At 64.1% G+C, this 14,599-nt stretch carries 9 protein-coding genes; 8 read left to right on the forward strand and 1 reads right to left on the reverse strand.

Annotation, left to right across the window (positions count from 1 at the left end):
• Positions 1-77: 77 nt before the first annotated feature.
• The 8 genes from ptsP to NKI35_RS00710 all read left to right on the forward strand — a co-directional run bounded on the left by ptsP (position 78) and on the right by NKI35_RS00710 (position 12,321).
• A complete protein-coding gene (gene ptsP, locus NKI35_RS00675; RefSeq protein WP_023693992.1) occupies positions 78-2,348 on the forward strand; it encodes a phosphoenolpyruvate--protein phosphotransferase in 2,271 nt (756 codons plus the stop codon).
• A gap of 8 nt (positions 2,349-2,356) precedes the next feature.
• The gene (prfA, locus tag NKI35_RS00680; protein WP_023712842.1) at positions 2,357-3,436 is read left to right on the forward strand and encodes a peptide chain release factor 1; all 1,080 of its coding nucleotides are present in this window, start codon (positions 2,357-2,359) and stop codon (positions 3,434-3,436) included.
• Positions 3,429-4,307, forward strand: coding sequence for a peptide chain release factor N(5)-glutamine methyltransferase (prmC, locus tag NKI35_RS00685; protein WP_023748457.1), 879 nt, complete (start codon positions 3,429-3,431; stop codon positions 4,305-4,307). Before prfA ends, prmC begins: the two co-directional genes overlap by 8 nt.
• Positions 4,308-4,610: 303 nt before the next feature.
• Positions 4,611-5,606 (forward strand): DUF4167 domain-containing protein, encoded by a 996-nt coding sequence (locus NKI35_RS00690; RefSeq protein ID WP_023693990.1) that lies wholly within the window; start codon positions 4,611-4,613, stop codon positions 5,604-5,606.
• A gap of 208 nt (positions 5,607-5,814) precedes the next feature.
• Positions 5,815-8,421, forward strand: a complete 2,607-nt coding sequence (gene clpB, locus NKI35_RS00695; protein WP_023672968.1) for an ATP-dependent chaperone ClpB — start codon at positions 5,815-5,817, stop codon at positions 8,419-8,421.
• A gap of 71 nt (positions 8,422-8,492) precedes the next feature.
• On the forward strand, positions 8,493-8,849 hold the full coding sequence (locus NKI35_RS00700; RefSeq protein ID WP_023685771.1) for an MmcQ/YjbR family DNA-binding protein: 357 nt from the start codon (positions 8,493-8,495) through the stop codon (positions 8,847-8,849).
• Between the two features lie 292 nt (positions 8,850-9,141).
• Positions 9,142-10,659: a L,D-transpeptidase family protein gene (locus NKI35_RS00705; protein ID WP_352738067.1), complete on the forward strand. Its 1,518-nt coding sequence runs from the start codon at positions 9,142-9,144 to the stop codon at positions 10,657-10,659.
• Between the two features lie 102 nt (positions 10,660-10,761).
• The gene (locus NKI35_RS00710; RefSeq protein ID WP_023685769.1) at positions 10,762-12,321 is read left to right on the forward strand and encodes an MFS transporter; all 1,560 of its coding nucleotides are present in this window, start codon (positions 10,762-10,764) and stop codon (positions 12,319-12,321) included.
• Positions 12,322-12,494: 173 nt separating this feature from the next.
• Here the strand turns inward: NKI35_RS00710 and NKI35_RS00715 are convergent, their stop codons facing one another.
• Positions 12,495-14,465, reverse strand: coding sequence for a M23 family metallopeptidase (locus NKI35_RS00715; protein WP_023686664.1), 1,971 nt, complete (start codon positions 14,463-14,465; stop codon positions 12,495-12,497).
• Between the last annotated feature and the right edge of the window lie 134 nt (positions 14,466-14,599).

Consider the following 14,599-nt stretch of genomic DNA (forward strand, 5'->3'; position numbering starts at 1 on the left):
CGATTTGAGTTGTTGCGTGTGCGCCGGTCGCAGTGGAAACTGCGGCGGGCAAAATGCCCATTGGAGAAGAAGCCGCGATGCGTGATACGGCCAGCGGCCCGCGCGTTCTGCTGAAACGGCTCCGCGAGCTCATGCAGGAGCCGCTGGAGCCGCAGGAGCGGCTCGACCGGATCGTGCGCGACATCGCCTCCAACATGGTCGCCGAGGTCTGCTCGCTCTATGTGCTGCGCGCCGATTCGGTGCTCGAACTCTATGCCACCGAAGGTCTGAACCCGAACGCCGTCCATTTGGCGCAACTGCGGCTGGGGCAGGGCCTCGTCGGCACCATTGCCGCGAGCGCGCGGCCGCTCAACCTCTCCAATGCACAGGAACATCCGGCCTTCGCCTACCTGCCGGAGACGGGCGAAGAGATCTACAATTCCTTCCTCGGCGTGCCGGTACTAAGGGCAGGGCGCACGCTGGGCGTGCTGGTGGTGCAGAACAAGACCATGCGCCACTACCGCGACGACGAGGTCGAGGCGCTGGAAACGACCGCCATGGTGATCGCCGAGATGATCGCCACCGGCGATCTCGCTCGCCTGACCCGGCCCGGCCTCGAACTCGATCTGCGCCGTCCCGTCAGCTTTACCGGCCTGTCCTTCAACGAGGGCGTCGGCCTCGGCCATGTCGTGCTGCATGAGCCACGCATCGTCGTCACCAATCTGTTCAACGAGGACAGTGAGGAAGAGGTGCGCCGGCTGGAGACGTCGCTCGGTTCGCTCAGGCTTTCTATCGACGACATGCTGGAGCGGCGCGATGTCGCCTTCGAGGGCGAACATCGCGAGGTGCTCGAAGCGTATCGCATGTTTGCCAACGACCGCGGCTGGGTGCGCCGGCTGGAAGAGGCGATCCGCAACGGCCTGACAGCGGAAGCGGCGGTGGAAAAGGTCCAAAGCGACATGCGCGCCCGCATGCTGCACATGACCGATCCTTATTTGCGCGAGAGGATGAGCGACTTCGACGATCTCGCCAACCGGCTGCTGCGCCAGCTGATGGGGCGCGGGCCTGACGACGTCGCGGCGTCACTGCCGAAGGATGCCATCCTGGTCGCGCGCTCGATGGGCGCGGCCGAACTGCTTGATTATCCCAGGGACAAGCTGCGCGGCGTGGTGCTGGAAGACGGCGCTGCCACCAGCCATGTCGTCATCGTAGCGCGCGCCATGGGCATTCCGGTCGCCGGCCAGATGAAGGGCGCCGTTTCCATGGCGGAAAACGGCGATGCCATCATCGTCGACGGCGAGGAAGGCACCATCCATCTGCGGCCGCAGCCCGACCTCGAAGCTGCCTATGCCGAAAAAGTGCGCTTCCGGGCGCGCCGGCAGGAAGTCTACCGGGAACTGCGCAAGAAGCCGTCGGTGACCAAGGACGGCGTCCAGGTCGACCTGCTGATGAATGCGGGCCTGGCCGTCGACCTGCCGCAGCTGGCCGAGGCGGGTGCCGCCGGCATCGGCCTGTTCCGCACCGAATTGCAGTTCATGGTCGCCTCGACCTTCCCGCGTGCCGAGGCGCAGGAGCGGCTCTACCGCGACGTGCTGGACGCGGCGCGCGGCAAGCCGGTCACCTTCCGCACCATCGACATCGGCGGCGACAAGGTGCTGCCCTACTTCAAGGGCGCCATCCAGGAAGAAAACCCTGCGCTCGGCTGGCGCGCGATCCGGCTGACGCTCGACCGGCCGGGTCTGCTCAGGACCCAGATCCGCGCTCTGCTGAAGGCCTGCGGCGGGCGCGAACTGAAGCTGATGCTGCCGATGGTTACCGAACTCGGCGAAATCGCCCAGGCGCGCGAGATCATCGACCGCGAAGTGCGGCATCTCTCCCGCTTTGCCCACCATCTGCCGACCAGCCTCAAGGTGGGCGCCATGCTGGAAGTGCCGTCGCTGCTGTTCCAGCTCGACGAGTTGATGAAGGCGGTCGATTTCGTCTCGGTCGGCTCCAACGACCTGTTCCAGTTCGTCATGGCGGTCGATCGGGGGAACACGCAGCTCTCCGACCGCTTCGACACGCTTTCGACGCCTTTCCTGCGGGTTCTGAAGCAGATCGCCGACGCCGGGGTTCGCAACCACACGCCGGTGACGCTGTGCGGCGAGCTTGCCGGAAAACCTATTTCCGCCATGGCGCTGATCGGCCTTGGCTACCGCTCGATCTCGATGTCTCCAGCCTCGATCGGCCCGGTCAAGGCGATGTTGACCGAACTGCCACTGGAGGAATTGGAGGCTTTCTTTGCCGACAATCTGATGGCGCCAGCTCAAGGGCTGCCGATGCGGGCGCTGCTGCAGGCCTTCGCCGACGACCGCTCCATCCCGCTATAGCATTAGCCATGGTCAATCTTCCCCGCGAGCGTATGGATCAGGTCGTCAAGCGTTTCGAGATGCTCGAAGCGCAGATGTCGGCCGGCCCGGCGGCCGATGCCTATGTGAAGATGGCCTCGGAATATGCCGAGCTGCAGGACATGGTGGCCAAGGTCAGGGAACTGCGCTCAGTCGAGCGCGAGCAAGCCGACCTCGAGGCGATGCTTGCCGACAAGGGCACCGATGCCGAGATGCGGGCCCTGGCGGAGGCAGATCTGCCGGGCGTCGAAGCGCGTATCGAACAGCTGCAAAAGGACATCCAGATCCTGCTGTTGCCTAAGGATGCGGCCGACGACAAGAACGCCATCCTTGAAATCCGCGCCGGCACCGGCGGCGACGAGGCGGCATTGTTTGCCGGCGACCTTTTTCGCATGTATGAGCGCTATGCCGCCGAACGCGGCTGGCGCTTCGAGACGGTGTCGGCCAGCGACGGCGATGCCGGCGGCTTCAAGGAAATCATCGCCACCATTTCCGGCAGGGGCGTCTTTGCGCATCTGAAATTCGAATCCGGCGTGCACCGCGTGCAGCGCGTGCCGGCGACCGAGGCCAGCGGGCGCATCCACACTTCGGCGGCGACGGTGGCCGTACTGCCGGAGGCCGAAGAGGTCGACATCGACATTCGCGCCGAAGACATCCGGATCGACACGATGCGCGCCTCGGGTTCGGGCGGCCAGCACGTCAACACCACCGATTCTGCGGTGCGCATCACCCATTTGCCGACCGGTATCATGGTGGTGCAGGCGGAGAAGTCGCAGCATCAGAACCGGGCGAAAGCCATGCAGATCCTGCGTGCGCGGCTTTACGACCTCGAGCGCAGCAAGGCAGACGAGGAGCGCTCGGAGTCACGCAAATCGCAGGTTGGTTCGGGCGACCGTTCGGAGCGCATCCGCACCTACAATTTCCCGCAGGGCCGCCTTACCGACCATCGTATCAACCTGACGCTCTACAAGCTCGACCGGGTGATGATGGGCGAGCTCGACGAGGTCATCAATGCGCTGATCGCCGACCATCAGTCGAAGCTGCTCGCCGATATCGGCCTCGATGGCTGACATGTTGCCCGGCGCGCTCGGGCCGTTGTTGCGGGCGGCGCGGGAGCGGCTTGCCGCGGCCGGCCTTTCCGACCCGGCGCTGGATGCCAGGCTGATCGTCGAACATTTTTCCGGCACGGACCGTACGCAGGCGATCGCCGACCCGCAACGGACGGTCGATGCGGGTGCGGTTGCCGCAATCGGCGCTGCTCTGCAGCGCCGCATGGCCGGCGAACCGGTGCACCGCATCCTCGGGTTTCGCGAGTTTTACGGCCTGCGGCTGTCGCTGTCGCCGGAAACGCTGGAGCCGCGGCCGGACACCGAAACGCTGGTCGAGGCGATCCTGCCTTTTGCCGGCGCGACGGCCAAAAGGCTGGGGGAATGCCGTATCCTCGATCTCGGCACCGGTACCGGCGCGATTGCGCTGGCGCTGCTCAGCGCGGTTCCGGCCGCGACCGCCACCGGGGTCGATATTTTACAAGACGCGCTGGCAACCGCGATACGCAATGCCGAGCAACTCGGACTCGCCGGCCGGTTCGTGGGGCTGCAGTCCGACTGGTTCGAAAAAGTTTCGGGCCGATACCATGTAATTGCCGCAAACCCTCCCTATATATCGTCCGGAGACATTGGAAATCTGCAGGACGAGGTCCGCGATTTCGATCCGCACAGAGCCCTTGATGGCGGTGTGGACGGTCTTGGCCCCTACAGGATCATCGCCGCCGAGGCGGCAAAGTTTCTGGAAGCAGAAGGCAAGATAGCGGTCGAGATCGGCCACACGCAGCGCAATGAGGTCAAAGACATATTCGCGGCAGCCGGCTACAGGCTGGCCGGGGCATTTGTCGATCTTGGCGGAAACGACAGGGTTCTTATGTTTGAACAGGGAAAGCCTTGACGCAGTGCAAAAAAGCGCTTGGCAATGCCGGGGAATGCGGCTAGGGTCCGCCCTAACCGGATGAGACGAAGCAGGCAGTGCTCTTAGCGATTCGGTTTCCTTGGAAATAGCTGCCTTCTTGCGCAAACGACGCCCAAGCTTCGTGCGGGAATCGTCCGGCAAGTGATGTAACCGGAACAGGATGACACGTGGCGCCAACGCAATTGATGCGGGCGAACGCCGGTGAAGAAACGAAACGGCTGGCTGCATGAGCGCCTCCGTTCGCGAAACGTTTTTCGAAAATTTCAAAATGAAGAGAGTCTTATGAGGCCACAACAGCAGAACAGGCGCATGCGCGGTCGCAACAACAATGGCGGCGGCGGTGGCAACAACAATAACAACAACAACAACCGCAAGGGCCCAAATCCCCTGACGCGCAACTACGAGAGCAACGGCCCGGACGTGAAAATCCGTGGATCGGCTCAGCAGATCGCCGAAAAATACGCCACTCTGGCCCGTGATGCGCAAAGCGCCGGCGACCGGGTTATGGCGGAAAATTACCTCCAGCACGCCGAGCACTACAACCGCATCATTGCCGCCGCACAGGCGCAGATGCCGATCCAGAATGCCCCGCAGAACCGCGACGAATTCGACGACGATGAAGATCGCGACGATTTTGACAATGCCGGCAGCGGCAATGGCGGCGAGACTCAAGCGCCGATGGCGAACCACGGCAACGGTCCGCAGCCGACGATTGAGGGCACGCCGGCCGAACTCGCATACGGCCAGGAAAACGGCCGCGAGAACAACAGTGGCCGTGACAATAATGGCCGTGACAATAATGGCCGCAACAACAACGGCCGCGACAACAATGGCCGCAACCGTGACCGCCGCCCCAATGGCGGCTATGGCCAGAACGACCAGCGTGGCGACTTTGCCCAGCGTGGCGAGCAGAACGGCCAGCGCGGCGACCAGCAGCGCTTCACCGAAACCCCGGCACAGGCGGAAACCGTTTCCGCGGTTGAGCCCGAAGCCGAGAGCGGTTTCTCCGAGCCGGCGCCGCTGTACGAAAACCTGTCGCCGGCGGCTCTTGCCGCCCGGGCCGAACTCAATGAGGCAGCCGCCGAGAGCGGCGCTGCCCGTCGCCCGCGGCGTCCGCGCCGCCCGCGCAACAATGCCGATCAGGTCGGTGACGAACAGTCTGGTGGTGGCCAGGTGGTGGATGGCGCCGGCGAGACCGCTGCCGCTGTTGACGTGGTGGATGCGGCGCCGGCCGAAAGCCCTGCCGGCGACCCGTTCGCCGTCGACGCCAACAACTGACCCACAAGACATAAGTCGATGAAACGGCGGAGAGAAATCTCCGCCGTTTTCGTTTGCTCGGCCATGCAATATCATCAGCCGGACGTCTTGAGCGGCAATGGCTTGCGCCCCATATCTGGCGTGAACTGGACCCGGCTCGGATGAGCGGGTCCGTCACCGCAATCTGATCCGGTGCCGCAAAGCGGGCCGGTGATGGAAGGAGACAGATATGAACCTCGAGAAATACTCCGAGCGCGTCCGCGGATTCATTCAGTCCGCCCAGACCATGGCGCTCTCGCGCAATCACCAGCAATTCACTCCCGAACATATGCTGAAGGTCCTCGTCGATGACGATGAGGGGCTGGCCGCCTCGCTGATCGAGCGCGCCGGCGGCAACGTGCGCGACGTCAAGCTTGGCGTCGAGACCGCCCTTGAGGCCATGCCGAAGGTGGAAGGCGGCAACGGCCAGCTTTATCTGGCGCAGCCGCTGGCCAAGGTGTTTTCGACCGCCGAGGAATTGGCCAAGAAAGCCGGCGACAGTTTTGTCACGGTCGAGCGGCTGCTGCAGGCGCTGGCGATGGAGAAGTCGGCCAAGACGGCCGATATCCTGTCCAAGGCCGGCGTCACAGCGCAGGCGCTGAACCAGGTGATCAACGACGTCCGCAAGGGCCGTACCGCCGATTCGGCGAGCGCCGAGCAGGGCTATGACGCGCTGAAGAAATACGCGCGCGACCTCACCGCCGATGCCCGCGCCGGCAAGCTCGACCCTGTGATTGGCCGTGACGACGAGATACGCCGCACCATCCAGGTGCTGTCGCGGCGTACCAAGAACAACCCGGTGCTGATCGGCGAGCCGGGCGTCGGCAAAACGGCGATCGCCGAAGGTCTGGCGCTGCGCATCGTCAATGGCGACGTGCCCGAATCGCTGAAGGACAAGCAGTTGATGGCGCTCGACATGGGCGCGCTGATTGCCGGCGCCAAATATCGCGGCGAGTTCGAGGAGCGGCTGAAGGCCGTGCTCAACGAAGTCACCTCGGCGGCCGGCGGCATCATCCTGTTCATCGACGAGATGCACACGCTGGTCGGCGCCGGCAAGGCCGATGGCGCCATGGACGCTTCGAACCTGTTGAAGCCGGCGCTGGCGCGCGGCGAACTGCACTGCGTCGGCGCGACCACGCTCGATGAATACAGGAAGCATGTCGAGAAGGACGCGGCCCTTGCCCGCCGGTTCCAGCCGGTCTTCGTCAACGAGCCGTCGGTGGAAGACACCGTGTCGATCCTGCGTGGCCTGAAGGAGAAGTACGAGCAGCACCACAAGGTGCGCATCTCGGATTCGGCGCTGGTCGCGGCGGCGACCTTGTCCAACCGCTACATCGCCGACCGTTTCCTGCCGGACAAGGCGATCGACCTTGTCGACGAAGCCGCGTCGCGGCTGAGGATGCAGGTCGATTCCAAGCCCGAGGCGCTGGACGAAATCGATCGCCGCATCATGCAGCTCAAGATCGAGCGCGAGGCACTGAAGGTCGAGAAGGACGAGGCGTCAAAGGACCGGCTCGCGCGTCTCGAAAAGGAACTCGTCGGCCTCGAGGAGGAATCGACCGAGATCACCGCCAAATGGCAGTCGGAGAAGCAGAAGCTTGGCCTCGCCGCTGACCTCAAGAAGCAGCTCGACGCGGCCCGCAACGACCTCGCCATTGCCCAGCGCAAGGGTGAATTCCAGCGCGCCGGCGAGCTTGCCTATGGCAAGATCCCGGAACTGGAAAAGAAGCTGAAGGAAGCCGAAGCCCAGGACGGCAAGGCCGGCATGGTCGAAGAGGTGGTCACGCCCGACCACGTCGCCCATATCGTGTCGCGTTGGACCGGCATTCCGGTCGACAAGATGCTGCAGGGCGAGCGCGACAAGCTGCTGCGCATGGAAGACGAGATCGGCAAGCGAGTCGTCGGCCAGGGCGAAGCGGTACAGGCGGTGTCCAAGGCCGTGCGTCGTGCCCGGGCCGGGCTGCAGGATCCGAACCGGCCGATCGGCTCGTTCATGTTCCTCGGACCGACCGGCGTCGGCAAGACCGAACTGACCAAGGCGCTGGCCAATTTCCTGTTCGACGACGAGAGCGCCATGGTGCGCATCGACATGTCGGAATACATGGAGAAGCACTCGGTCGCCCGGCTGATCGGAGCGCCTCCCGGTTATGTCGGCTATGAGGAAGGCGGTGCGCTGACCGAAGCGGTGCGGCGCCGGCCCTATCAGGTTGTGCTGTTCGACGAGATCGAGAAGGCGCATCCGGATGTCTTCAACGTGCTGTTGCAGGTGCTCGACGACGGGCGGCTGACCGACGGGCAGGGCCGCACGGTCGACTTCCGCAACACGCTGATCGTCATGACGTCGAACCTCGGCGCCGAATATCTGGTCAATCTCGGCGAAGAGCAGGACGTCGATGCCGTGCGCGACGAGGTTATGAGCGTGGTGAGAGCCTCGTTCAGGCCGGAGTTCCTCAACCGCGTCGACGAGGTGATCCTGTTCCACCGGCTGCGCCGGCAGGATATGGGCCGCATCGTCGAGATCCAGCTCAAGCGGCTGGAAAGCCTGCTCGCCGACCGCAAGATCACACTGTCGCTCGACCAGGATTCGATCGACTGGCTGGCGGCGAAGGGCTACGACCCGGCCTATGGCGCGCGGCCGCTGAAGCGGGTGATGCAGAAGGACCTGCAAGATCCGCTGGCGGAAAAAATCCTGCTTGGCGAGATACTCGACGGCTCGACCGTCAAGGTCACCGCCGGCTCCGACCGGTTGAATTTCCGGTCCAGGCCCACTGTGGTGCCGACCGACGCGGCAGCCTGATCCAACGCCGCGCGTCCGACCGGACGCGCGGCATTTTCTTATGAAACAACAATCCTTTGACGGGGGTGCAGATGACGCTGGACGACTACAACAGCTTCTGCGCCTCGCTGCCGCAGACGACGCACGTCGTGCAGTGGGGCGGGGCCGATGTCTGGAAAGTCGGTGGCAAGGTCTTCACCATCGCCGGCCATGACCGGGAGGGTGGCGTCTTCGTCACCTTCAAATGCTCTGAGATGGCTTATGACGTGCTGAAGGATCAGCCCGGCTGCCGGCCGGCGCCCTATCTCGCCTCGCGCGGCATGAAATGGATCCAGCGTCAGACAAGCCAGAGCATGGATGATGATGCGCTGAAGGACTATCTCGGCGAAAGCCACCGCCTCGTCGTCCTCAAGCTGACGAAGCAGACGCGCAAGGAATTGGGCCTGTAGCAACCAGTAATCCGCCATCTTCATGCCCGGTTCATGTTGGAAAGCTTATGTTGTGGTTTGCTGGCGAAGGGGTTTGCCTGCAGGCTTTTGACGATCAGGGCGTTCCTTGCGCATCCAAACGGTGGCGAGAACGTTCTGGTGGGAACACTGCCGGGCGGCGGCAATTACGCATGACCCCGAAAATCGAAATTCGATTTTCGGAAAGGATCATGCGCAGACATGAAGTGTTACAGCGTCCTTTGCGCGTCCAAACGGACGCGCGGCGCTGTAAGTACCGGAGAGTTTGACCACCATGTTCCGCACGATCCTTGCCTTTTCGGTGCTCGCCGCCGGGCTGCTCACGTCCAGCGCCATGGCATCGCCGACTGTGGACAACGCACTGCCGGCCGTCCGCGCCGCCGATAGCGGCGGCATTGTGCTTGCCCAGGACGGCAATCTCGACATCTATTACGACGCCAGGGGCAACCGCGTCATCGTCGATGCCGAGACCGGCAAGGTCATCGCCATCCAGCCGCCGCAGACCAGGCTCGACCGCCGCGCGCTGCGCCGGGAAATGCGGGCACGTGAGCTTGGACGCGCACCGGTCGAAAACGACGACCGCTACTATCTCGACGATCCCGAAGACATGGCGCGTTTCCGCCGCAGGCAACTGGACGATCAGGGACGAATCCCCGGCCCGCCGGTTGATGAATACGATCCTGAAAGCGACAGATTCCTGGGGGCCGCTCCGCAGGATGATGCCAATGACAGCGACACCTATCCGGAAGCGCCGAAATCCGCTGAACCGCGGCCCGTCAAGCGCCAGCCACTGAACGAAGCCTCTATCGATCCCGCCGAACCGGCGGCGCCCGCCGACCAGGCCGCGCTGCCGCCGAACGCCGGTGGCAAGACCGTGGTCGATCCCTCGCTCTCACTCGGCGCACGCCAGGATGTAGCCGCCTTGCAGGTGCTGCTCGACCGCGCCGGCGCTTCACCCGGCGTCGTCGACGGGCGCTTCGGCTCCAATGTCGACAAGGCGCTTGCCGCCTATAACCAGATCACCGGCAGCAATCTGCGCTCGACCGACGCCGTCGGCATCCAGGCTGCGCTGGCGCAGACCGGTGGCGATGCTTTCGCCAATTATACGATCACGCCCGAGGACGCGGCCGGGCCTTATGTCGCCTCGATACCGGAGGATTACAGCCAGAAGGCGCAGCTCGACCGCATGGCTTACACCTCCGTCACCGAAGCCTTGGCCGAACGGTTCCACATGGACGAGAACTACCTGAAGGGGCTCAATCCCGAGGCCGACTTCAGCCGTCCCGGCACCATCATCAAGGTCGCCAATTTCGGCAGGCTGGTGGCGACGCCGGTTGCCCGCATCGTCGCCGACAAGGACAAGAAGCAGGTGTTCGCCTATGACGCCGGTGGCAAGCTGGTCGCGGCCTATCCGGCCACCATTGGTTCAGCCGACACGCCCTCGCCGACCGGCACTCATACGGTGTCGCGCGTCGCGCTCGATCCGAACTACACCTACAACCCCAGCATCAATTTCAAGCAGGGCCAGAACGACAAGATCCTGACCATCCCGCCGGGTCCGAACGGCCCGGTCGGCTCGGTGTGGATCGCGCTGGACAAGCCGACCTATGGCATTCACGGCACGCCCGATCCCTCCAAGATCGGCAAGACCGAAAGCCATGGCTGCGTGCGCCTGACAAATTGGGATGCGCGTGAACTGGCCAAGCTGGTGTCGCCGGGCGTCACCGTCGAGTTCGTCGGCGGTCCCTCGGCCGATGATGTTGCGGAGCAAGTGAGCGCTCCAGCGCAGTGATATCGGCCTGCCCATAAGGCAGGCCGATATCCAAAGCTGGATTCATGAGCGCAGGGTGCTGGCTGGTTGTTGCCGGCCCGCAAGAAGTCTAAGCAGACGCTCATGAAGTCTCCGAGCGAAGCCGCAGCCGTTCCCCTGACCAGGTCGCTTTCCAACGGTACATTTTGCCCGCAGTCGCAGCGCAAGTTCGTGCTGGTAGCGGCGATCCTGGCGTCAGCGCTCGGCTTCATCGACGGGTCGATCCTGGCCATTGCCATGCCGGCAATGCGCGTCGACCTCGGCGCCAGCCTGGCCGAGGTCCAGTGGATTTCCAACGCCTATGCGCTGACGCTGTCGGCGCTGATTCTGGCCGGCGGCGCCGCCGGCGACCGGTTTGGCCTCAGGCGCGCCTTCGTTGCCGGCATTGCGCTGTTCATCGTCGCTTCGCTGGCCTGCGCGGTGGCGCCGAATGCGCTGGTGCTCATCGCCTTTCGCGCCATTCAGGGCATTGGTGCGGCGATCATGGTGCCGGGCAGCCTCGCCATCATCGCCAAGGCCTATCCGAAGAAGGAGCGCGGCCGGGCGATCGGCATCTGGGCCGCCGCCTCGGCGCTGACGACTGCGCTCGGTCCGGTGCTCGGCGGCTTCGTTCTGTCGGCCTTTGGCGGCGGTATCTGGCGGGCGATCTTCGCCGTCAACCTGCCGCTCGGGCTGATCTCGATCTATCTCCTGCTGGCCAAGATTCCCGCCGACGCGCCGACGGAGAAGCGAAGCCTCGATCTCGGCGGCGCCGCTCTCGCCACGCTTGCCTTCGGGGCGCTTGCCTACGGACTGACCTCGATGAGCGCCGAAGGCAGCGGGCTGATGTCGGGGCCGAGCATCGCCGCAGGCGCCGTGCTGCTTATCATCTTCATCGTCTTCGAGCTTCGGCAGCGCGAGCCGATGATCGATCTCAAGCTGTTTCGGATCGGCGCCTTCGCCGGCGCCAACCTCGCCACCTTCTTCCTGTATTTCGCGCTGTCCGCCAATCTGTTCTACCTGCCGATGCTGTTGATCGCCGGATGGGGGCTGAGCACCAAAGAGGTCGGTTTCATCTTCCTGCCGCTGTCAGCGTCGATCGCGCTGCTGTCGGGTCTCGTCGGCCAGTGGTCGGATCGCATCGGTCCGCGTTTTCCGATCGCCAGCGGTTGCCTGGTGGTCGCCATCGCCTTTGCCGGGCTGGCTTTGCTCACTCATGCCGGCATGCACAATTTCTGGACCGGTATCTTTCCGCTGATGGCGGTGATGGGGCTCGGCATGGCGCTGGTGGTGTCGCCGCTGTCGACGGCGGTCATGACCGCGGTCGAGGACAAGGATACCGGCGCCGCTTCCGGCATCAACAATGCGGTTTCGCGCATTGGCGGGCTGATTGCTGTGGCGGCGATGGGCTCGCTCGCGGCCTGGGTCTATTCGACGATGCTCGATACCAGCGTCAGGCCGGGCATTCCGGGGTTCGGAGAACCGGCATTGGCCGGCCTGGCGCCAGACCTTGATGCAACACGGCTCGCCGCCAGCGATGCGGCGTTCGCGGCCGTGTCGACAGTGACGGCCGTGCTTTGCCTCCTTGCCGCTGTTATCGCCTGGGCCACCGTTTCGGGGCAAAAGCTGCCTTGGTCACGAGCCGAAGAGGAGCAGTCGACCTGATTCGGAGCCGACCCGATTCGGAATGCTCTGATCGGGCGATTATGATTCGCCGGCGTCGAGTGTGACGGCTTAAAGCGCGTCGCGCTAAAACGGATTCATACGACGCGCTTTAAGTCTTTGTTTTGACGCATGTCCCTGCCCCAGAGCCGCGGCACACTTCTGGGCGACATGCATTAGCCTTCGATCTTGGCGCTCGCGACCTTCAGCGGATTGCTGTCTTCCTGCTTGAGCAGTTCATCGATGCGCTCGCGCTCGCGCTTGAAAGCGACTAGGTCGTCGCCCTTCAGCACCTTGCCGACCGGCAGGCGCACGCGCATCGGGTCGACCTTGGTGCCGTTGACGATCAGCTCGTAGTGAAGATGCGGACCGGTGGAGAGGCCGGTCTGACCGAGGAAGCCGATGGTCTGGCCCTGGCGGACATGAACGCCCGGTTCGATGCCTTTGGCAAAGGCGCTCTGGTGATTGTAGGAGGTCTCGTAGCCATTGGCATGGCGAATGATGATCTGCTTGCCGTAACCGCCGGCCCAGCCGGCCTTTTCGATGGTGCCGTTGCCGGCGGCGATAATCGGCGTTCCGATCGGCGCCGCCCAGTCGACGCCGGTATGCATGCGGACATAACCGAGGATCGGATGTCGGCGGGCGCCGAAGCCGGAGCGGAATTTCCCGGCGGGCAGGGGGTTGCGCAACAGGAACTGCTCGGCGCTCGATCCGTCCTCGTCGAAATAGTCGGTCGAGCCGTCCTGCATCTGGAATCGGTAGAAATTGCGTGTCTGGCCGCCGAAGGTCGACGAGACATAGAGCAGTTCCGATTCGTCGGAGGCCTGGTCGTCGCCGTCCGGCTGGGAGAACAGGACGTCGATGCGGTCCGATGGATTGAGCCTGGACTGGAAGTCGACGCCGGAGGCCAGGAGCTTGACCAATTGCTGGGTCAGCTTCTTCGACATGCCATAGGAATAGGCGGCGCGGTAGATGCCGTCATAGACGTTCGGCAGATTGCCGCGCACCACCACCGGTGCCGACGAATCGTCGAACGCGGTCAGCAATTCGGGGTTCGGCTCCGGTTCCTGCGCCGGCACATACTGGCCGCGGTCGTCGAGCGCGATGGTGACGATGTGCGTTGTCTTGTCATAGACGCTGGTGCGAACGACCTTGGCGGCGTCGCCATGTACCTCGAGCCCGACCCGCAGCACGGTTCCGGCCTTCAGCGCCGGTGCGTTGAGCAGCTTGCCGATCGCCTCCGCCATGCCGGTGGCGTCATCGCCCGTATAGCCCGAATCAGCGAAAGCCTCGGCAATGTCGCGGTCCCTGGTGAAGGGAATGATTTCCTCGGCGAAAGCCGGGGTCTGGTCGTCGAGCGCGACGCGCGGCGCCACCGAGACGTTTTCCGGCACGATCTTGACGTCGTAGGAGCCGGCCATCGATTCGGCGAAGGCATCGCCGAATCGCTGCGGGTCGACATAATGCAGCGAGGCGACCTGCACGGCGCCGTCGCTGAGGTCGGTGCCGGCTTCGCGCACCACTTTTTCCACCTCGTCGGCGGACAGGTCGCTTTTCTCGTCGAAGGAGGCCGTCTCGACCGGGAAATCGACCGTCTTCAGGCTCATCTCGCTTTCGACCTTGGCGCCGTAGATCTGGCCCCCAACTGCGGAAGCCGTCGCCGGCTGCGCCGGCGTCGAGTCGCCATCGTCGCCGAACACCTGCATCGGGTCGAAAGGCGGATAAGCGCGGTTGGTGGTGTGGCCGGCGGCCAGCGCCATCTTGATCTGCACGAACGGCATGGTGTGGATAACGTCACGGTCACCGACCTTGGTCACCATCGACACTTCCATGCGCCGGCGGTCCTTGGCCTTGGCGATCTGGCGCGGCGCCACCAGCCTGGTGGTCTTGGCGACCTCGCCGGAATCGCCGCCGCTTTCGAGCTGGGCCAGTTCGGCGATTTCGGGCGGGGTTGCCAGCTGCTGGCGGCCGTCAAGGGCGGCAAACAACGCCACGCCCATCAGCACACTCGAGGTCACGCCGGTAAGAAAGGTGCCCGACAGCCAGCGCGCTGAAACCTCGCGCCGGTCGGGCGGGCCGCTGCGGCCATCCGCGATCAGCGGCGGCTCATTGCCGAGTTCGGCTATGACATCTTCCGTGTCTGGCATCCAGAAAGGCTGCTTCTTCCCCGGGCGGAACGGCTTTTCGCTTCTGTTGGGCCATGACATTTGCCTGTCACGGCGGGTGAAGTCAACGAAGCGGCGAAATCCCCGCTCACACGCTCTGTTTTACAGCCCCTTGT

This window comes from Mesorhizobium sp. M0676 (genome assembly GCF_040320535.1).
Classification (GTDB): Bacteria; Pseudomonadota; Alphaproteobacteria; order Rhizobiales; family Rhizobiaceae; genus Mesorhizobium.